Below are 21,165 nucleotides of genomic sequence, written 5' to 3' on the forward strand. Positions count from 1 at the left end.
ATTATGGTAAAAGTCGCTATTGTTACAGGTGCAGGTCAAGGGATTGGCTTTGCTATTGCAAAACGTCTGCATGAAGATGGTTTTCAGGTAGGAATCCTTGATTACAATCAAGAAACAGCTGAAAAGGCTGTTCAGGAAATTTCTCCAACAGATGCCTTTGCTGTGGTTGCAGATGTATCAAAACATGACGAAGTAGCAAAAGCTTCAAGCATCTCATCAATCAGCTGATTGTCAAACTCCTTGCCACGATCAGAATGGAACAACTTGACCTTGGTTAGTGCATAAGGGATGCTTTGAATGGCTTGTTTAACGAGCTTCGCAGTCTTGTGCCAGCCAACGGACAATCCTATGATTTTACGATTAAAGAGGTCAATGATGAGACGAACGTAAGCCCAGCGCCTATCCATACGGACGTAAGTCAAGTCGGTCACCAGGGCTTCCAGTGGTCTTTCTTGGTCAAATTGCCTGTCTAGGCGGTTTGGAATAAAAGCTTTGTTCTTCCCTTTAGAATGCGATTTGAAGGCTGCTTGCTGATAAACGGATACCAAGTGGAGTCTCTCCATGATGCGACGAATCCGACGGCGTGAGAGTATGATGCCGTCCTTTTGGTAGTAGTAACTTGAGCGCGGGATGTTCAGCCAACGACACATAGCTGAAATGCTGTATTTATCCTTGTTGGCAGTGATTACTTATCTTTTCGTGCCATAATCACTGCCACTTGCTTTAGGATGTCTAATTGCATTTTGAGTTCTTTATTGCGTTTTTTGAGTTGAATTAGTTCCCGTTGTTCATCTGTCATATTATAAACAGATCTGAAGGAACCCGTTAGTTTGGCTTGTCTGACCCACTTATCGAAGGTTGAGGGCGTTAACTCATATTCTTTGATAAGATCACTTCGTTTCATTCCAGCATTGTGGAGGTCAACAATTTGTTGCTTAAAGTCATCGGTGAAGTGGCGACGTATTTTTCTGGACATATCTGTTCTCCTGTTTTCTTTAGTGTAGGACACTTTATAAATTCTGTCTAGTTTAGTGTAACCGATTTATATCATACTTTTGACAAATATCAGTAAGGAAACCTTTCCCATAAAGATGAATTGCTTGTTCCTTGACTTCTTTGAAATAGCTATTCCAAGTTCGACTTTCCTTTAGAGCAACCGCACCATCTTTTTCACACTTCATTTTCCAAGAATTGATAGCTGACTCACTTACTCCGTACAGCTTGCTGAGTTGGGAGACTGATTTCTCATGATTAAGTAATCGTTGAACAATCTCTAATTTCTCTTCTACGGATTTTGGACTTCTTTTGGACATATAAAAACTCCCCTTATAGGTTCTAGTGAATTTTTGTTTTTTCACTGTCTACTATATGGGGAGTATATCAATGCTTCTCTTTGCTTTTTTTATTAAAAAGGCCAGCTAAGCTGACTTTAATATTTAGATGACATGACGTTCAAATGGGTCGTCTGAAATACCGTCTTTTAAGATTAATTTTGCCCATTCTTTAGCGGTAAAAAGGCTATGGTCTTTATAGTTGCCGCAAGATTCAATGGTTGTTCCTGGAACATCTTCCCATGATGTTACGTTGGCAATTTCTTCTAAACTTGATTTGATAACTTTGGCGATTTCAGTTGTATTGTGTTTCTCCCACATAATCAAATGAAAACCAGTACGGCAACCAAATGGAGAGCAGTCAATCATTCCGTCAATTCGTTCACGAATAAGTTTAGCAAGCAAGTGTTCGATAGTATGTAAACCAGCTGTTGGAATAGCATTTTCGTTAGGTTGCACAAGACGAATATCAAAGTTTGAAATAACATCGCCTAGAGGTCCAGCTTCTTCTGAAATAAGGCGGACATAAGGGGCTTTAACAATAGTGTGGTCAAGTTCAAAACTTTCCACAGTAACTTCTTTTTTAGACATAGTACACTCCTTTTTTGTTCCTTGTAAATATCATAACACAAAATTTAGTAAAACGCTTTACAATTTTAAATTGTGAAAAAGCTTATTTTATGATAAACTTGAAAGTAGCTTTCTATAGATGAAATCTAAAATTTTTATTGAGGTAAAAACATGCCAAATATTATTATCTTGATTGTTTTTGCCCTCATTGGTTTGATAGTTGGTTATGTGCTGATTTCAGTTAGACTTAAGTCTGTGAAAGAAGCGGCAGAACTCACTCTTTTAAATGCAGAACAAGACGCTGTTAATCTACGTGGTCAAGCGGAGTTAGAAGCTGAGCATATCAGAAAAACAGCTGAACGAGAAAGTAAATCACATTGTAAAGAATTACTAATCGAGGCAAAAGAAGAGGCTAGAAAATATCGTGAAGAGATTGAAAAAGAATTTAAATCTGAAAGGCAAGAGTTAAAACAAATGGAAACTCGTTTAACAGAACGAGCTTCTTCTCTTGACCGCAAGGATGAAAACCTAACCAACAAGGAAAAAGTGTTGGATAGTAAAGAACAAAGTCTAACCGATAGATCTAGACACATTAATGAGCGTGAAAAACAAATCGGAGAACTAGAAGAACAGAAAAAAGCAGAACTTGAACGCATAGCGCTCATGACGATTGCTGAAGCGCGTGAAATTATTTTAACGGAAACAGAAAATAATTTGACGCACGAAATTGCTACTCGTATCAAAGATGCTGAACGTGAAGTCCGAGATAAATCTAGCAAACTTGCTAAAAATATTCTAGCGCAAGCTATGCAACGTATGGCAGGTGAATATGTTACTGAACAAACTATTACAACAGTTCACTTACCAGACGATAGCATGAAAGGTCGTATCATTGGACGTGAAGGACGTAATATCCGCACACTTGAAAGTTTGACAGGAATTGACGTTATCATTGATGATACCCCTGAAGTTGTTGTTCTTTCAGGATTTGATCCGATTCGTCGTGAAATCGCTCGAATGACTTTGGAAGCTTTGATTCAGGACGGACGTATTCACCCAGCTCGTATCGAGGAATTGGTTGAAAAAAATCGTTTGGAAATGGATAACCGTATTCGTGAATATGGTGAGGCTGCTGCATTTGAAATTGGAGCCCTTAACTTGCACCCTGATTTAATTAAAATCATGGGACGCCTGCAATTTAGAACATCATACGGTCAAAACGTCTTACGTCATTCTGTCGAAGTTGGTAAGATGGCAGGTATTATCGCAGGAGAGCTTGGTGAGAATGTGATGCTTGCTCGTCGTGCAGGTTTCTTGCATGATATAGGGAAAGCCGTTGACCGTGAGGTTGAGGGAAGCCACGTTGAAATCGGAACGGAACTTGCTCGTAAATACAAGGAAAATCCGATTGTCGTTAATGCCATTGCTAGTCACCACGGTGATGTAGAACCAGAAAGTGTTATCGCTGTGATTGTTGCAGCTGCGGATGCGCTTAGCTCAGCTCGTCCAGGTGCTCGTAACGAATCAATGGAAAATTACATCAAACGCCTTCGTGATTTGGAAGAAATTGCCACAAGCTTTGATGGTGTTCAAAATAGCTATGCTTTGCAAGCAGGACGTGAAATCCGCATCATGGTGCAACCAACTAAAATTTCTGATGATGAGGTAACGATCTTAGCTCACAAAGTTCGTAAAAAAATTGAAGGTAATCTTGATTACCCAGGTAACATTAAAGTTACCGTTATCCGTGAACTTCGTGCAGTTGACTATGCAAAATAAAACAATCTTTGAAAGAAGTGCTAATCTTAGCGCTTTTTTTTAATCGACATTTATTTACTAAAAACAGTCACTGAAATTACTAGAATTTAAGTAGAATGTCTAACTAAGATTTAAACAGCATTTTTTATGTGGAAAGAGCCACGGAAGCTTTTAAAATTCCTTGAAAAATGGCTATATTTTTGATACACTAGTTTGTAGTCTAATTGATAAAAAGCAAGTCTTAACTTGTAGTCTATAATAAGGAGAGTGGCATGACCGAACGTGGTTTGTTAATTGTTTTCTCAGGACCTTCTGGGGTTGGTAAGGGAACAGTTCGCCAAGAAATTTTTTCAACACCAGATCATAAATTTGAATATTCCATTTCTATGACAACACGCCAAAAACGGCCAGAAGAAGTCGATGGCGTTGATTATTTCTTCCGAACTCGTGAAGAATTTGAGGAGCTTATTAAAAATGGTCAAATGTTGGAATATGCTGAATACGTAGGAAACTACTATGGCACACCACTGACTTATGTTAATGAAACTCTTGATAAGGGGATTGACGTATTCCTTGAAATCGAAGTGCAAGGAGCGCTTCAAGTTAAGAAGAAAGTTCCAGATGGGGTGTTTATTTTCTTAACGCCACCTGATTTGGACGAATTAAAAGATCGTTTGGTAGGACGTGGTACAGATAGCGAGGAAGTTATCCGCCAACGTATCGAACGTGCTAAAGAAGAAATCACTTTGATGCGTGAGTATGATTATGTTGTTGTTAACGATGAAGTATCTTTGGCAGCTGAACGCGTTAAACGCATTATCGAAGTAGAACATCTCCGTGTTGATCGTGTTATCGGACAATATAACGACATGATTAAAGATATTGATTAAAAAAGAGAAAAGAGAAAAAAGCTATGATGTTAAAACCTTCTATCGACACTTTGCTTGATAAAGTGCCTTCAAAATATTCACTTTGTATTCTTCAAGCCAAACGTGCTCGCGAACTTGAAGCAGGTGCTAAACCAACTCAAAAATTCAAATCTGTAAAAGCAACTTTGCAAGCACTTGAAGAAATTGAATCTGGTAATGTTGTGATTCATCCAGACCCAGAAGCTAAACGCGCAGCTGTTCTTGCTCGTATCGAAGCAGAACGTCTAGCTAAAGAAGAAGAAGAACGTAAAATCAAAGAACAAATCGCTAAAGAAAAAGAAGAAGGAGAAAAAATCTAAGGTGTTTTATCTTAGATTTTTCTTGTAATAAATCATTGTGATAAGCTAGACAAACATTGGTCGCTATCATGATGATTATTCTTTTTCATGAATAGCTAAGGACTAGATAGAAAGGAAATTTATGGTAAAAATTGCTCAGGTCATCGTTGATGTCCCGCTTATGCAAACAGATAAACCTTTCTCTTACATCATTCCGAAAGATGTTGAAGACCAAGTGACCATCGGCTCACGAGTTCATGTGCCTTTTGGACGTGGTAATCGGCTTTTGCAAGGTTTTGTTGTCGGTTTTTCTGATACTTTTGATAATGCTGTGACTGACTTAAAAGCTATTAGCGAAGTTTTGGATTTTGAGCCTGTGTTGAATGCAGAACAGCTAGAATTGGCAGAGCAGATGCGTCATACGGTGTTTTCTTACAAAATTTCCATTCTGAAATCGATGATTCCTAATCTGCTGAATTCGCAGTATGATAAACGTCTAACGCCCACAGAAAGCTTATCTAGCGAAGAACGTTTGGCATTGTTTGGCGAAAAAGAGGACCGACTTCATTCGTCATTGAGCGAGGAAGAAGCGAAAAAAGTCGCTCGCTTGGTTCAAGCAGGAAAAATTACCGTTGATTATTTAGCTAAAGATAAGAAAAATATCAAGACGGAAAAATATTATCACGTTCAAGCTAAAAAAATACCTGCCGCAGACATCTCCAATCGTGCCAAAAAACGATTGGAATTACGTGATTATTTGTTAAAGCATCCTGAAGAAGGAAAATTATCAGATTTGCATCACCTTTTTTCACGTGATGTTGTCAAATTTTTTGTGGATAACCAGTTGATAACTGTTCTTGAAAGAGAGAAAAAACGTTCAGACGCTTATTTTGATGTAGCAACAACGGATTTTCTTGATTTAAATGCTGAACAAGCGGCTGTCGTTGAACAAGTAACTAGCCAAATTGGCCAGGAAAGTAATCCGTTTTTACTGGAAGGTGTGACAGGCTCAGGAAAAACTGAAGTTTATCTGCATATCATTGATAAGGTTTTGAAACTCGGTAAAACAGCCATTGTCTTGGTGCCTGAAATTTCTTTGACACCACAAATGACCAATCGTTTTATTTCACGTTTCGGCAAGAAAGTGGCTATCATGCACTCTGCTTTGTCAGACGGTGAAAAGTTTGACGAATGGCGAAAAATCAAATCTGGACAAGCGCGTGTCGTTGTTGGGGCACGCTCTGCTATTTTTGTTCCTATTGAAAATATTGGTGCCATTATCATTGACGAGGAACATGAGGCGACTTACAAGCAAGAATCCAATCCGCGCTACCATGCGCGTGATGTGGCTTTGCTTCGTGCTAAATACCATAAAGCTGTGTTGTTAATGGGCTCTGCAACACCAAGTATTGAAAGTCGTGCTCGGGCTAGTCGTGGTGTTTACCAATTCCTACAATTGACACATCGTGCTAATCCTATGGCAAAGATTCCCAAAGTTGAAATTGTCGATTTTCGTGATTATGTTGGGCAGCAAGAAGTTAGCAACTTTACCCCTTATCTCTTAGAAAAAATTGCTGATCGTCTAGAAAAAAATGAGCAAGTGGTTCTCATGCTTAATCGTCGTGGTTACTCTAGTTTTATCATGTGCCGTGATTGTGGCTATGTTGATGAATGTCCAAATTGCGATATTTCCTTGACGCTGCATATGGATACCAAAACTATGAATTGTCATTACTGTGGTTTTGAAAAATCCATTCCACACACTTGTCCGAATTGTCATAGCCGTAGTATTCGGTATTATGGAACAGGGACACAGAAGGCTTATGATGAACTCGTGGAAGTTTTTCCACAAGCTCGTATTTTACGAATGGACGTTGATACCACACGTCAAAAAGGGGCTCATCAACGCATTTTGGATAAATTTGGTAACCATGAAGCCAATATTTTACTTGGCACACAAATGATTGCTAAGGGACTTGATTTTCCAAATGTTACTTTGGTAGGGGTTTTAAATGCGGATACGTCTTTAAATTTACCTGATTTTCGTTCTTCTGAACGCACATTCCAATTGTTGACACAAGTTGCAGGGCGTGCAGGACGTGCAGAAAAAGAAGGGGAGGTTCTTATCCAGACCTACAATCCACAGCACTATGCTATTCAACTAGCGCAAAAGCAAGACTACGAGGCATTTTACGCTTATGAAATGGGAATCCGTAGGCAATTATCTTATCCGCCTTATTATTTCACGGTCGGATTGACCTTATCACATAAAGATGAGCAGATCGTTGTCTGTAAATCATCTGAACTCTTGCAATTATTGCGTCAACAATTATCGGATAAAATCAAAATTCTCGGTCCGACACCAAAACCAATTGCCAGAACGCATAATCTTTATCATTATCAAATTATCGTTAAATATCGCTTTGAGGACAATTTAGAGAATGTCCTGAACCAGATTTTAGATTTGACACAATTACCAGAAAATAAAGATTTACGCTTAGTCATTGACTATGAGCCACAAAATTTCATGTAGCGGATGACTATGCTATAATAGAGAAAATTTAAGTAGGAAAATCCTTTGAAAGGAACTGAAATGACAAAATTAATTTTTATGGGAACACCTGATTTTTCAGCGGCTGTTCTAAAAGGTTTGCTAGATGATAGCAACTACGATGTCCTAGCGGTGGTAACGCAACCTGACCGTGCTGTTGGACGCAAAAAAGAAATCAAAATGACACCTGTTAAGGAAGTTGCTTTGGCGCATAATTTGCCAGTTTATCAACCTGAAAAAATGTCTGGTTCAGAAGAAATGGCAGAGCTGATGACTTTGGGTGCTGATGGCATTGTGACAGCTGCGTTTGGATGCAGGGCAACAAACACGCGTTGCTAAATCATTGATTTTGCGGTTAATGTTCATGCTTCGCTTCTTCCCAAATACCGTGGCGGTGCACCAATTCACTATGCAATCATTAACGGAGAAGAAGAAGCTGGCGTGACAATCATGGAAATGGTTAAGAAAATGGACGCTGGTGATATGATTGCCAAGGCTTCAACACCGATTACTGACGATGATAATGTTGGAACAATGTTTGAAAAATTGGCTGTTATTGGACGTGATTTGTTGTTAAAAACATTACCAGATTACATTGCAGGTAATATTGAACCAGAACCGCAAGACGAAAGTAAAGCCACTTTCTCACCAAATATTACACCAGAAGAAGAACGCATTGACTGGAATAAATCAGCACGTGATGTCTTTAATCACATTCGTGGCTTGTACCCATGGCCAGTAGCTCATACCCTTCTTGACGGCAAACGTTTCAAGATTTATGAAGCTACTTTAGCTGAAGGTCACGGAAAACCAGGTGAAATTATCGAAAAAGGTAGGAAGTCACTTGTCGTAGCAACAGGTGACGGGGCGATTTCGCTTAAAACAGTGCAACCAGCTGGGAAGCCACGCATGAGCATTGTTGATTTCCTTAATGGTGTAGGACGTAAGCTCGAAGTAGGTGACCTTATTGGCGAATGATTGGAAAAATCAGGCACGTGGTTTAGCGCTTCTTGTCCTTGAAAATGTCTTTGAAGACGGGGCTTATTCTAATATTGCTCTCAATCAAGAATTAAGCCATACGACATTATCGCCAAAAGATAAGTCATTAGTGACAGAAATCGTTTATGGAACAGTTGCACGAAAAATTACCTTAGAATGGTATCTTGCTCATTACATTAAAGATCGAGATAAGTTAGATTCTTGGGTTTATTACCTATTAATGTTGAGTCTTTATCAACTCTTGTATCTGGATAAAATTCCTGCCCACGCTGTGGTAAATGACGCGGTTAACATTGCTAAAAATCGCGGTAACAAAAAAGGTGCAGAAAAATTTGTCAACGCTGTTCTACGACGTTTTACCAAGGAAGAATTACCAAATCCTGAAACGATTAAACGTAAGAATAAACGCTACTCTGTTCTTTATTCATTGCCAGTTTGGCTAGTCAAAAAATTAATTGATCAATTCGGCGAAGAACGCGCGGTAGCTATTATGCAAAGCCTTTTTGTCCGCAATAAGGCAAGTATTCGTGTGACAAAACTTGATAAATTATCCGAGATTAAAGCAACGACGGGGGCAGAGCAATCTATCTTATCACCAGTAGGTTTGGTGAAAACATCAGGACATTTTGCTGGAACAGATTATTTCGCTAATGGGGACATCACGATTCAAGATGAATCTAGTCAACTAGTTGCTCCAACGCTTAATATTCAAGGAAATGAAGACATCTTAGATGCTTGTGCTGCCCCAGGTGGTAAGGCAACTCATATGGCCTCGTATTTAAAAGAGGGGCATATTACAGCACTTGATTTATATGACCATAAATTAACACTTGTCATGAATAATGCCAAGCGTCTGCATGTCGCTAATAAAATCAGCACACAAAAGATGGATGCCACAACCGTCCATGAGCATTTTGCATCAGATTCTTTTGATAAGATTTTGGTAGATGCCCCTTGCTCAGGAATCGGCTTAATCCGCCGTAAACCGGACATTAAGTACAATAAGGAAAATCAAGATTTCTCGGCTCTGCAAGAAATTCAACTGCAAATACTTGATAGCGTTTGTCAAACGTTGCGTAAAGGTGGTATAATAACTTATAGCACTTGTACAATTTTTGATGAGGAAAATTTCCAAGTTATTCACAAATTTTTAGAAACTCATCCAAATTTTGAACAAGTAAAACTGAGTCATACGCAAGAAGATATTGTTAGAGATGGATGTATTGCAATTACCCCAGAACAATATCAGACAGACGGGTTCTTTATAGGACAAGTCAAACGTATCTTGTAATCTCAAGGAGGAAACTGACACAGTCAGAAGAAAAACTATGAAAATTTCACTTGTAACTGATATCGGACAAAAACGTTCAAACAATCAGGATTTTATTAACAAATTTGATAATAAAAAAGGCATTACTTTGGTTATTTTAGCAGATGGCATGGGTGGTCATCGAGCAGGAAATATCGCTAGCGAAATGACTGTTACAGATCTTGGACGTGAATGGATTAATACCGATTACACTGAATTAAGTCAGATTCGTGATTGGCTTTTAGTAACATTAGAAGCTGAAAATCGCAAAGTCTATGAACTCGGTCAAACTGATGAGTATAAAGGCATGGGAACAACAGTAGAAGCATTGGCAATTGTTGATAACAATGTCATCTATGCTCATGTTGGGGATTCACGCATTGGTTTGCTCCACCAAGGAGAATACCGATTGTTGACAAGTGATCATTCTTTAGTTAATGAACTGGTAAAAGCTGGTCAATTGACTGAAGAGGAAGCTGCAAATCATCCTCAAAAAAATATCATTACACAGTCTATTGGACAAGCAAATCCTGTCGAACCAGATTTAGGTGTTCAGGTACTTGAAGAAAATGACTATCTCATTATTAACAGTGATGGTTTAACTAATATGATTACCAATGACGAAATTGTTAGCATTTTAAGTCAAGATAAAAATCTTGATGACAAGAACAATGAGTTGGTTACTCTTGCTAACGAACGTGGAGGTCTTGATAACATTACCATTGCTTTGATCCACGCCGAAAGTGAGGAAGTTTAATGATTCAGATTGGCAAATTATTTGCTGGTCGTTATCGGATCCTCAAATCTATCGGACGGGGTGGAATGGCAGATGTTTATCTGGCAAAAGATCTCATTCTTGATAATGAAGAAGTTGCCATTAAGGTGCTTCGGACGAATTATCAGACTGATCAAATTGCCGTAGCGCGTTTCCAACGGGAAGCGCGTGCCATGGCAGAACTGAACCATCCAAATATTGTCTCGATTCGTGATATTGGAGAAGAAGATGGACAGCAATTCTTAGTAATGGAATATGTTGATGGCTCGGACTTAAAAAAATACATTCAAGATCATGCTCCGCTTTCTAATAATGAAGTTGTTAGAATCATGGAAGAAGTCCTATCTGCGATGACTTTGGCGCATCAACAAGGAATTGTTCACCGTGATTTAAAACCACAAAATATATTATTAACCAAAGACGGAACTGTTAAAGTTACTGATTTTGGTATCGCCGTAGCCTTTGCCGAAACAAGTTTAACGCAAACCAATTCAATGCTAGGTAGTGTGCATTATTTATCGCCTGAACAAGCACGTGGTTCAAAAGCGACTGTTCAAAGTGATATTTACGCTATGGGGATTATGTTGTTTGAAATGTTAACAGGTCACATCCCATATGATGGCGATTCAGCTGTTACCATTGCGCTTCAACATTTCCAAAAACCACTTCCTTCCATCATTGATGAGAATAAAAATGTGCCACAAGCACTAGAAAATGTTGTTATCAAGGCGACTGCAAAACGTTTAAGTGACCGTTATGCGTCAACTTTTGAAATGAGTCGTGATTTGATGACGGCACTTTTTTACAACCGTAGCCGTGAACCTAAACTTGTTTTTGAAGATACTGAAAATACAAAGACACTTCCAAAGGTAACAACATCAACATCTGTTCCTTCAACGACAGAACAACTTTTGAAGAAACAAAAAGCAGCTAAAGAAGATAAAGCAGCAACAGAAAACAAAGCGACTAAAGCTAAAACAAAGAAGAAAAAATCACATCGTATGTTCGGCACGTTAATGAAAATCTTTTTTGCAGTTGTGATTGTAGCTATTGCTATCTTTACATACTTGACGTTGACCTCACCATCAACCGTGAGTGTTCCAGATGTTGCTGGCTCTAGTTTATCAGAAGCAAAAACAACGATAAAATCATCAGGTCTTAAAGTTGGAACCGTTCATGAAGTATCAAGCGATACCGTCGAGAGTGGTTACGTTATTAAGACAAGTCCAACTGCTGGTTCATCGAAAAAAGAAGGGTCATCAATTGATATTTACGTATCAAAAGGCTTATCAGGATTCAAGATAAAAGACTATACAGGTCAAGATTATCAAACAGCCGTTAAAGATTTGGTTAATAATTATGGTGTTTCAGAGTCGCAAATTGAGATTGAAGAAGTCTCAACGTCAGATTATGACGAAGGTGTTATCATCAGTCAAACACCTAGCGAAGGTGGAACCTTTAAGGTAAGTGGTGATGATAAGATTACCTTTAAAGTAGCTACTGAGAGTACAGTAACAATGCCGAATTTGACAGGATATACTTATTCAGAAGCTATTGCTGCCCTGACGGCTCTAGGTGTATCAAGTTCACATATTACGGCTTATCAAGCCAATCCCAATTCATCTACGGGTTATGTGCAAGTAAGCTCACCATCTTCAACAGCAACTGTCACTGCTCAGACACCATATTATGGTGATACACTAAGTGATAACGTGGTACTTTACCTAGCAGCTGATGAAGAAGAAAGCTCACAGGCACCATCGTCATCAAGCTCAGAATCCTCTGAATCAAAAGAATCAAGTTCATCAAGCTCAGAATCCTCTGAATCAAAAGAATCAAGTTCATCAAGCAGTAGTACAGATGACAGTAGCTCATCGACAGAAACAAGTGATGAATAATAACTTAAAAGTCTAGGATAACTTCCTAGGCTTTTAATGTTGCTTTTTTAGTTAGAAACCTGCAATTTTGGTAGCTTTTTGGTAAAATACAGAAAAAGAAAGGGTATGATATGAGGAAGATTCAATTTTTTATCATCGTAGAGGTGATTTTGATTGTGATGGGCTTGATGACTATCATGGCAAATAATCTATCTAGTTTTATTCTTATTCTTGTTTTGATTTTATTGGCACTGCGGTTTTATAATCAAGATAAACGGAACAACTTTTTATTAACTATCGGTCTTGTTCTTTTATTTATGATTTTTATGCTTAATCCTTATATTATCATGGCAGTGGTATTAGGTGTTGTTTACATTGTTATCAATCATTTTTCACAAGTTAAGAAAAAAAATCGTTATGCTTTGGTGCGTTTTCGTGAGGAAGAATTAAAAGCAAAGCCAGTTCGTAATCAATGGTTTGGAATGGATACGCATGATAGTGATTTTTATGCGTTTGATGATATCAATATTATTCGTTTGACAGGAAGTGATACGATTGATTTAAGTAATATCATTGTAACTGGAAAGGATAATGTTGTTGTTATTCGAAAAATTTTAGGACCAACAAAAATTTTAGTACCTATTGATGTTGCTGTGAAATTAGATGTTAGTGCGATTTATGGTAGCGTTCGATACTTTGATTTTGAAGAATATGATTTACGTAATGAATCGTTAAAAATATGGCATAGTGAGGATGAAGAATATTTAAAAGCAGTGAAAATTATCGTTAGTACGCTTGCTGGAGATGTTGAGGTGGTGCGCAAATGAAAAAACATTATTTTATATTATTTATCCTTTATGCGAGCATTATTATCATATCAACCGTTGTCGTTATTTTGGATAGTTTAAATCTGCATTTGAAAAATTTTATCACAGATTTCTGGATGGGAGAACAATTTGTCTTTTCAATTGTCTTTTTAATCCTAGCAGTAACGATTTTGTTGCTTTTGCTTTGGGTTATTTTAGATGATAACAGCAAACGTGGTATCAACCAAAACTTACGCCGTATTTTGAATAATCAGCCTATCAGTCTAAACGAAGATACAGAAATCAATACGAATTTATCGCGTTTGTCTAAAAAAATGACGCATTTGACAAATAGTTTGCAAAATACAGAAAATAGTCGTATTCTAAACAGTCAAGAAATTGTTGAGCAAGAACGAAAACGAATTGCGCGTGACTTGCATGACACGGTTAGTCAAGAATTATTCGCCTCTTCGATGATCCTTTCAGGCGTGTCTGCTAATCTTGACAAAATTGAAAAAGAGCAATTAGAATTTCAATTGACGGCTGTTGAAAGCATGCTACAAAATGCTCAAAAAGATTTGCGAATTTTGCTATTGCATTTACGACCAATAGAATTAGAAAATAAAACTCTTTCAGAAGGTTTTGATATCCTCTTGAAAGAATTGACAGATAAGAGTAGTATAGAGGTTGTTTATAAGAAAAGTATCGGTCAACTACCTAAGAAAATAGAGGATAACGTTTTTCGAATTGCACAAGAATTCATTAGTAATACCCTTAGACACGCTAAAGCCAGTCGTTTAGAGGTTTATCTAAATCAAACAGAAACCGAGCTTCAGCTTAAAATGATCGATAACGGTGTCGGTTTTGATATGGATGAAAGCCATGATTTAAGTTATGGTATTAGTAATATTGAAGAACGTGTTGATGATATGGCTGGAACAGTTACATTACTGAGTCAAAAAGGTAAAGGAGTATCAATGGATATTCGTTTGCCACTGGTAAAGAGAGGAAACGAGGAGAAAGAAGATGACCCAGAAAATTAAAGTTATCCTAGTTGATGACCATGAAATGGTACGTTTAGGGTTAAAAAGTTTTTTGAATTTGCAACCAGATGTTGAGGTGGTTGGCGAAGCTGGAAATGGTTTAGATGGTATCAATTTGGCTTTAGAATTAAAACCAGATGTGGTTGTTATGGATTTGGTAATGCCAGAAATGAGCGGTGTCGAAGCAACATTGAAGCTTCTGGAAGAATGGAAGGAAGCTAAAATTCTTGTTTTAACATCTTACCTTGATAACGAAAAAATTTATCCTGTCATTGAAGCAGGGGCCAAAGGTTATATGTTAAAAACATCTAGCGCAGCAGAAATTTTAAATGCCATTCAGAAAGTTGCACGTGGTGAGTTAGCTATTGAAACAGAAGTCGATAAAAAAATCAAAGCCCATGATATGCAACCAGAATTGCATGAAGATTTGACAGCGCGTGAACGTGATATTTTGAGATTACTTGCTAAAGGGTATGATAATCAAACTATTGCTGATGAGCTATTTATCTCACTAAAAACCGTCAAAACACACGTTTCAAATATTCTAGCTAAGTTAGAAGTTGATGACCGTACACAAGCAGTCGTTTATGCCTTTAAACATCATTTAGTACCGCAAGATGACGAATAATGATATAATATAATCATGGCTTTTCTTTGATTTTTAATTAGAAAGGAAAATGGGAAAGTGATGTCACTTTTATGGAAAATGAGATTCTGATGACTTTTTCCTTTCCCATAATTTTCAGATGAATGTAAAAACTAAATACAAGGCTAAAAAAACTAAAATTGTCTTTTTTGACATTGATGACACCTTGCGCGTAAAAGCAACAGCCTATATGCCAGAATCAATTAAGTATGTTTTTAAAAGCTTAAAAGAAAAAGGTATCCTGACTGGGATTGCAACCGGGCGTGCCTTTTATGGCATTGTGCCAGAAATTCGCGCTCTAGAGCCTGATTATTTCGTGACGATTAATGGCACATATGTCATCGATAAAAAAGCAACAGAAATTGTTAATGACCCGTTGCCACGAGACATTGTCGAAAAATACGTTGCCTGGGCTAAATCAGAAGGAATTGAATACGGTTTTGCTGGAAAAGATAAACCAGTTGTTTCAGCTCGTTGTGACCTAATCGATGACGCAATGATACCAATATACGGTGTCTGCGACGTTGAGCCTGATTTCTATTTGACAAATGATGTTTATCATATGTGGACCTTTACGGAAAATAATGCTCAGTTGCGATTACCTGATGAATTAGCTGTAGAAATTCGTTTAGTCCCTTGGCATGAACATTCATCTGATGTCGTCAAAAATGGTATTTCTAAAGCTTCAGGTGTTGCGCACGTTCTAGAAAGTCAAAACTTAAAACCAATCAATGCCATGATGTTTGGTGATGGTCCAAATGACATGGAAATCTTTGATTATGTTGGCTTGAAGATTGCTATGGGCAATGCAGTCCCTGAACTCAAAGAAAAAGCAGATTTTGTAACAAAAACAGTAGAAGAAGATGGCATTTTATATGCTTTGGAGGAACTCGGTTTGGTAGAAAAACAATTAAATTTCCCACAAGTTGACTTAACAACAGTTGAAGGTCCAGTTGCGATAATCAAAACTAATCACGGTGATATGAAGATTAAACTCTTCCCAGAACACGCACCAAAAACAGTTGCAAACTTTATTGCCTTGTCAAAAGATGGCTACTATGACGGTATTATTTTCCACCGTATTATTCCTGAATTTATGATTCAAGGTGGTGACCCAACTGGTACTGGTATGGGGGGACAATCTATCTATGGCGATAGTTTCGAAGATGAATTCTCGGAAGAACTTTATAACGTTCGTGGGGCTCTTTCAATGGCTAATGCTGGACCAAATACAAACGGCAGTCAGTTCTTTATCGTTCAAAACAGCAAAATTCCTTATGCTCAAAAAGAATTAGAACGTGGTGGTTGGCCAAAAACAATTGCAGAATTTTATGCGACAAATGGTGGAACGCCACACTTGGACCGTCGCCATACCGTATTTGGCCAAATCATGGACGATGATTCATACAAAGTTTTAGATGAAATTGCTAACGTCGAAACTGGTGCTCAAGACCGCCCAGTTGAAGATGTCGTTATCGAAACAATTGAGGTAGTGGACTAATGAGAATTGGCGACAAAATCACTGGAACAATAACAGGTATAAAACCTTATGGTGCCTTTGTCGCATTAGATAATGGGACAACAGGTCTTATTCATATTTCAGAAATTAAAACAGGTTATATTGAAAACATTTACCAATTACTCAGTGTTGGGGAAAAAGTTTTAGTCCAAGTTATTGATTTTGATGAATTTACGCAAAAAGCAAGTTTATCTCTTCGCACACTGGAGGAAGAAAAACATCACTTACACCGTCGTCACCGCTTTTCAAATAGCCATCTAAACATTGGCTTTCAACCATTGGCGGACAATTTGCCAAAATGGACAAAAGAAAGCCTAGAATTATTGAAGAAAGAATAACAAAAAGCCTATCACAGTCACTGTGATAGGCTTTTTGCTTTTATACATAGATATAGATAATTATTTTAATGATAGAGGAGAGAAATGTAACCTAAGGAAAGTTAACATAATTGGTGACATTAGTCGTTAAAATCATAAAGAGATGTTGAAAGGTAACGTTCACCGTTATCTGGGAGAAGTGCAAGAACTTTTTTACCTTTACCAAGTTCTTTTGCTTTTTTAATAGCTGCATAAATAGCTGCACCAGAAGAAATACCAGCAAGGAATCCTTCTTTTCCACCGAGATTACGGCTAGTAATGATAGCATCGTCAGAAGCTACACGAATAACACCGTCATAAGCTTTAGTGTCAAGAGTGTCAGGGATGAAACCAGCTGAAATACCTTGGATTTTGTGTGGACCAGGCTTTTCACCAGAAAGCACGGCAGATTCATCAGCTTCAACAGCATAAACTTGAACGTTAGGATTAGCTTTTTTAAGAGCATGAGAAACACCTGAAACTGTTCCACCAGTACCAACACCAGAAACAAAGGCATCAAGACCCGTTGGACCAAAAGCTTCGATAATTTCAGCACCTGTTGTATCTTCGTGCATAGCAGGGTTAGAAGGGTTAGCAAATTGAAGAGGCACCCAACCATTTTTTTCTTCAGCAATTTCTTTTGCTTTGGCAATAGCCCCTTTCATTCCTTCACTTCCAGGAGTTAAAACGAGTTCAGCACCATAAGCTTGAATAATTTTGCGACGTTCAACACTCATTGTTTCAGGCATAACGATAATCACTTTGTAGCCTTTAGCTGCGCCAACCCATGCAAGACCAATTCCTGTATTTCCAGAAGTTGGTTCAACAATAATATCGCCTGGTTTGATTGTGCCTGCTTTTTCAGCATCTTCAATCATACGAAGGGCAATACGGTCTTTGACAGAAGAACCAGGGTTGAAAGCTTCGATTTTAACATAAACATCAGCAGCATCTTCAGGGACAATGTTGTTAAGTTTTACGATTGGTGTATTTCCAATTAATTCAGTAATTGAATTGTAAATTTTTGACATATGTTCACCTCTTATTGATTTAAAAATTTATAGATAAAAGTATATGTCTAATTAATTCCTTTGTAAAATACATATTTCCTATCAAGGTGATAAAAAAATACTATCACAAGGGAACTTCGACAATTTTTGAACCTGATTTAGTAAAGTCAACTTTGCCTTGGTAAAATTCAATCAAACGCCCACTAACTTCTTTGAGGTTTTCAGGGTCAAGGTAAATATAGGCTGTGACATTTTCAAGAAATTCTGTATCAAATTCTTGCAGGTTTTCAGCCTGTAAAAAGTTAGCAAAGGTTTGATATTGAGGATAAGAAAGAGTGATTTTGAGCCCCTCTTGTTCTTTTACCTTAACTAGACCAATTTCCTTGAGAGCATTAGCAACACTGCCTGAATAAGCCCGAATAAGCCCACCAGCACCTAATTTAATACCACCAAAATAACGTGTCACAACGGCAACAACGTTGGTCAAGCCTTGTTTTTCTAGAACAGTTAGCATTGGAACACCAGCAGTTCCACTTGGCTCACCATCATCGCTAGAACGCTTGATTTCAGCATGTTCACCAATAATCATAGCCGAGCAAGAATGTGTTGCTTTATAATGTTCTTTTTTGATTTGTGCAATGAATTGACGCCCCTCTTCCTCTGTGTCAACTCGTTTTAACTGACAGATAAAGCGTGACTTTTTAATTTCTTCTTCAAAAATACCATCATTTTTAATCGTTTTATAGTTCATACCAAAATTTTACAAGATTTTAAGCTATTTAGCAAAATTTTTCGAATAAATAAAGTATGGATAAACTGGATAATTATTATGGAAGACTATTTACACAAGCTCAACTTTCGGATGCCTTAAAAAAACAGACTAAACAGTTACCAGCAATGACAAAATTAAATCATCATTATGTTTGCAATCGTTGTGGTAGTCAAGTATCTTTACAAAACAAACTTCAAACAAACGTTTTTTATTGTCGAATTTGCCTTGTTTTTGGAAGAAATACGAGTAATGGACATCTCTATTATTTTCCACAAAAATGTTTTTCTAAAAAAAATTCTCTTATTTGGAAAGGAAAATTGACTCCTTACCAAGATGACGTTTCAAAAGGGATGTTAGAAGGTATTGATGCTAAGAAAGATCTACTTATTCATGCTGTTACAGGTGCTGGAAAAACAGAAATGATTTACCAATCTGTATCCAAAATAATTGATGACGGTGGTTGTGTTTGCCTAGCAAGTCCGCGAATTGATGTTTGTCTGGAACTTTATAAACGCTTGTCACGTGATTTTTCGTGTCCGATTACATTGCTTCATGGAGATTCTGAGTCCTACAAACGTGCCCCTTTAATCATTGCCACAACACATCAACTTTTAAAATTTTACCAAGCTTTTGATTTGTTAATTATTGATGAAGTTGATGCCTTTCCATTTGTGGATAATGCCGTGCTTTACCATGCTGTTGATAAAGCTACCAAACCTAATGGAACCAAGATTTTTTTAACAGCGACATCAACAGATGAATTAGATAAAAAAGTAAAAACAGGAACTCTGACCAAATTGCACCTTGCTCGACGCTTTCATGCCAATCCATTAGTTGTGCCACAAAAAATCTGGTTGTCTGGCATTTTATCCAATATGCAAAAGAAGAAAATTCCCCAGAAATTAATAAATCTTCTGAAAAAACAACGTCAAACCCGCTATCCTTTGCTAATCTTCTTCCCAAACATCGAACAAGGAGAAGCCTTTACTCAAATTTTACAAACTTACTTTCCAGAAGAACAAATCGCTTTTGTGTCTAGTAAAACAGAAAATCGCTTAGAAATTGTAGAAAAATTTAGGAAACAAGAACTTTCTATTTTGGTTACAACAACCATTTTAGAACGTGGTGTCACTTTCCCATGCGTAGATGTTTTTGTAGTGCTTGCCAATCATAGATTATATACCAAAAGCGCGCTAGTTCAGATTTCAGGGCGAGTTGGGAGAGCAGCAGAGCGTCCAACAGGAGAACTGTTATTCTTGCATGACGGTAGCACTAAAGAAATGAGAAAAGCTATTACTGAAATTAAAGCGATGAATAAAAAAGGAGGTTTTGCATGATTTGCCTGCTCTGCGAACAAGAATTTTCCAAAAAAGAACAATTTTTAAACCTTATCTTAATGAAAAAAGATGACAACGGCGTGTGTCTGGAGTGTCAAAAAACATTTGAAAGAATAGGAGACATTCATTGCCCAAACTGTTACCGCAACGGCTTTGCTCAGCAATGCTTAGATTGTCAATCATGGGAAAAAAAGCATCACCATGTGTTTCATGAAGCACTTTTTACTTACAACTCTTCAATGAAAGACTATTTTTCAAAATATAAATTTCAAGGAGATATTCTTTTAAGTCACGTTTTTTCAAAGGAAATCAAACAAGCATTAAAAAAATATAAAAACTACACCGTTGTTCCAGTTCCCATAAGTCCAAAACGGCTAAAAGAAAGACAATTTAACCAAGTAACAGCACTTTTACAAGCAGCTAAAATCTCCTATGAAGACTTACTAATCAAGATAGAAATCAGAAAACAGTCCGATAAAACACGAAAGGAGCGCCTAGAAACTCTCAATCCTTTTTCTTTTAAAAATATTTCAAAAGTGCCAGAAAATATTTTGATTATTGATGATATTTACACAACTGGCGCTACTTTAAAGGGAATATACCAGCTTTTCTATGAAAATGGCGCAAAAAATGTAAAAAGTTTTACGATTGTGCGGTAAAGGCTTGCAAATTTTCATGAAAGCAGTATAATAAAAGAGTAGAGAAAGCGCTTTATAGCGAGAAAGAGGTGTTTTATGATTAAATATAGTATTCGTGGAGAAAACATCGAAGTAACTGATGCTATTCGTAACTATGTCGAATCAAAACTCGGAAAGATTGAAAAATACTTCCGTCCTGAACAAGTTTTAGACACTCGCGTTAACCTTAAAGTTTATCGTGGAAAAACTGCCAAAGTTGAAGTAACCATTTTAGTTGATTCTATTACGCTAAGAGCAGAAGATGTCTCACAAGATATGTACGGTTCAATTGATTTGGTAACTGATAAAATTGAGCGTCAAATCCGTAAAAACAAAACAAAAATTGCTAAAAAGCATCGTGAAAAATTACCAGATAGTCAAATTTTTACAAGTGAATTTGAAGCAGAGCCTGTAGAAGAAGGACCAGCGGTAAAAGTTGTTCGTACGAAACACGTTAGTCTAAAACCTATGGACATCGATGAAGCGCTTCTTCAAATGGATCTTTTAGGACATGACTTCTTTATCTACACAGATGCAGAAGATGGTGTTACAAATGTTCTTTATCGTCGTGAAGATGGTGAACTTGGCTTAATTGAAACAAAATAATTTACTAACAAATCAG

Annotated in this window: 19 protein-coding genes and 3 pseudogenes; 17 read left to right on the forward strand and 5 right to left on the reverse strand. The window is 37.3% G+C overall.

Going from position 1 to position 21,165, the window contains the following annotated elements:
• Positions 1-3: 3 nt before the first annotated feature.
• Positions 4-204 (forward strand): annotated as a pseudogene (locus SMA_RS02450) (SDR family NAD(P)-dependent oxidoreductase); the annotation flags it as partial.
• Here the strand turns inward: SMA_RS02450 and SMA_RS10790 are convergent.
• From SMA_RS10790 to SMA_RS02465, 3 genes and pseudogenes are all read right to left on the reverse strand, one after another.
• A pseudogene (locus tag SMA_RS10790) lies at positions 198-976 on the reverse strand (DDE-type integrase/transposase/recombinase); the annotation flags it as partial. The pseudogenes SMA_RS02450 and SMA_RS10790 sit on opposite strands and share 7 nt — an antisense overlap.
• Before the next feature lie 52 nt (positions 977-1,028).
• Positions 1,029-1,313 (reverse strand): helix-turn-helix domain-containing protein, encoded by a 285-nt coding sequence (locus tag SMA_RS02460; protein WP_014294062.1) that lies wholly within the window; start codon positions 1,311-1,313, stop codon positions 1,029-1,031.
• 123 nt (positions 1,314-1,436) lie between these two features.
• A complete protein-coding gene (locus SMA_RS02465; protein WP_014294063.1) occupies positions 1,437-1,922 on the reverse strand; it encodes an S-ribosylhomocysteine lyase in 486 nt (161 codons plus the stop codon).
• A gap of 150 nt (positions 1,923-2,072) precedes the next feature.
• Here SMA_RS02465 and SMA_RS02470 point away from each other — a divergent pair, with 150 nt between their 5' ends.
• The 13 genes and pseudogenes from SMA_RS02470 to SMA_RS02530 all read left to right on the forward strand — a co-directional run bounded on the left by SMA_RS02470 (position 2,073) and on the right by SMA_RS02530 (position 16,729).
• Positions 2,073-3,680, forward strand: a complete 1,608-nt coding sequence (locus tag SMA_RS02470) for a ribonuclease Y (RefSeq protein ID WP_014294064.1) — start codon at positions 2,073-2,075, stop codon at positions 3,678-3,680.
• A 251-nt stretch (positions 3,681-3,931) separates the two neighbouring features.
• Entirely contained in the window at positions 3,932-4,549 is a 618-nt protein-coding gene (gene gmk / locus SMA_RS02475; RefSeq protein WP_014294065.1) for a guanylate kinase, read from the forward strand.
• Positions 4,550-4,572: 23 nt separating this feature from the next.
• On the forward strand, positions 4,573-4,887 hold the full coding sequence (gene rpoZ / locus SMA_RS02480; RefSeq protein WP_014294066.1) for a DNA-directed RNA polymerase subunit omega: 315 nt from the start codon (positions 4,573-4,575) through the stop codon (positions 4,885-4,887).
• A gap of 121 nt (positions 4,888-5,008) precedes the next feature.
• Entirely contained in the window at positions 5,009-7,399 is a 2,391-nt protein-coding gene (locus tag SMA_RS02485) for a primosomal protein N' (protein WP_014294067.1), read from the forward strand.
• 60 nt (positions 7,400-7,459) lie between these two features.
• Positions 7,460-8,395: pseudogene (gene fmt, locus SMA_RS02490) on the forward strand (methionyl-tRNA formyltransferase).
• On the forward strand, positions 8,385-9,707 hold the full coding sequence (gene rsmB, locus SMA_RS02495; RefSeq protein ID WP_014294068.1) for a 16S rRNA (cytosine(967)-C(5))-methyltransferase RsmB: 1,323 nt from the start codon (positions 8,385-8,387) through the stop codon (positions 9,705-9,707). The pseudogene fmt and the gene rsmB overlap by 11 nt, the downstream one beginning before the upstream one ends.
• A 37-nt stretch (positions 9,708-9,744) precedes the next feature.
• The gene (locus tag SMA_RS02500; protein WP_014294069.1) at positions 9,745-10,482 is read left to right on the forward strand and encodes a Stp1/IreP family PP2C-type Ser/Thr phosphatase; all 738 of its coding nucleotides are present in this window, start codon (positions 9,745-9,747) and stop codon (positions 10,480-10,482) included.
• The gene (gene pknB, locus SMA_RS02505) at positions 10,482-12,398 is read left to right on the forward strand and encodes a Stk1 family PASTA domain-containing Ser/Thr kinase (protein WP_014294070.1); all 1,917 of its coding nucleotides are present in this window, start codon (positions 10,482-10,484) and stop codon (positions 12,396-12,398) included. Before SMA_RS02500 ends, pknB begins: the two co-directional genes overlap by 1 nt.
• Before the next feature lie 110 nt (positions 12,399-12,508).
• A complete protein-coding gene (gene liaF, locus SMA_RS02510) occupies positions 12,509-13,204 on the forward strand; it encodes a cell wall-active antibiotics response protein LiaF (RefSeq protein ID WP_014294071.1) in 696 nt (231 codons plus the stop codon).
• Positions 13,201-14,226, forward strand: a complete 1,026-nt coding sequence (locus SMA_RS02515; RefSeq protein WP_014294072.1) for an envelope stress sensor histidine kinase LiaS — start codon at positions 13,201-13,203, stop codon at positions 14,224-14,226. Before liaF ends, SMA_RS02515 begins: the two co-directional genes overlap by 4 nt.
• Positions 14,210-14,854 carry a response regulator transcription factor gene (locus tag SMA_RS02520; protein ID WP_009853571.1) on the forward strand — a complete coding sequence of 215 codons (645 nt, stop codon included), beginning with the start codon at positions 14,210-14,212 and terminating at the stop codon, positions 14,852-14,854. The genes SMA_RS02515 and SMA_RS02520 overlap by 17 nt, the downstream gene beginning before the upstream one ends.
• A gap of 118 nt (positions 14,855-14,972) precedes the next feature.
• Positions 14,973-16,373, forward strand: coding sequence for a Cof-type HAD-IIB family hydrolase (locus tag SMA_RS02525; protein WP_014294073.1), 1,401 nt, complete (start codon positions 14,973-14,975; stop codon positions 16,371-16,373).
• Positions 16,373-16,729 carry a S1 RNA-binding domain-containing protein gene (locus SMA_RS02530; protein ID WP_014294074.1) on the forward strand — a complete coding sequence of 119 codons (357 nt, stop codon included), beginning with the start codon at positions 16,373-16,375 and terminating at the stop codon, positions 16,727-16,729. The genes SMA_RS02525 and SMA_RS02530 overlap by 1 nt, the downstream gene beginning before the upstream one ends.
• A 119-nt stretch (positions 16,730-16,848) precedes the next feature.
• Here SMA_RS02530 and cysK read toward each other — a convergent pair whose 3' ends face one another.
• A complete protein-coding gene (gene cysK, locus SMA_RS02535) occupies positions 16,849-17,778 on the reverse strand; it encodes a cysteine synthase A (protein WP_014294075.1) in 930 nt (309 codons plus the stop codon).
• 103 nt (positions 17,779-17,881) lie between these two features.
• A complete protein-coding gene (locus SMA_RS02540) occupies positions 17,882-18,508 on the reverse strand; it encodes a YigZ family protein (RefSeq protein WP_014294076.1) in 627 nt (208 codons plus the stop codon).
• A 56-nt stretch (positions 18,509-18,564) separates the two neighbouring features.
• On the opposite strand from SMA_RS02540, the gene SMA_RS02545 reads away from it, so the two are divergent.
• The 3 genes from SMA_RS02545 (at position 18,565) to hpf (ending at position 21,149) form a co-directional block, all read left to right on the forward strand.
• A complete protein-coding gene (locus SMA_RS02545) occupies positions 18,565-19,866 on the forward strand; it encodes an ATP-dependent helicase ComFA (RefSeq protein ID WP_014294077.1) in 1,302 nt (433 codons plus the stop codon).
• On the forward strand, positions 19,863-20,525 hold the full coding sequence (locus SMA_RS02550) for a ComF family protein (protein WP_014294078.1): 663 nt from the start codon (positions 19,863-19,865) through the stop codon (positions 20,523-20,525). Before SMA_RS02545 ends, SMA_RS02550 begins: the two co-directional genes overlap by 4 nt.
• 75 nt (positions 20,526-20,600) lie before the next feature.
• Entirely contained in the window at positions 20,601-21,149 is a 549-nt protein-coding gene (hpf, locus tag SMA_RS02555) for a ribosome hibernation-promoting factor, HPF/YfiA family (protein WP_014294079.1), read from the forward strand.
• Positions 21,150-21,165 lie beyond the last annotated feature (16 nt).

The organism is Streptococcus macedonicus ACA-DC 198 (assembly GCA_000283635.1).
Classification (GTDB): domain Bacteria; phylum Bacillota; class Bacilli; order Lactobacillales; family Streptococcaceae; genus Streptococcus; species Streptococcus macedonicus.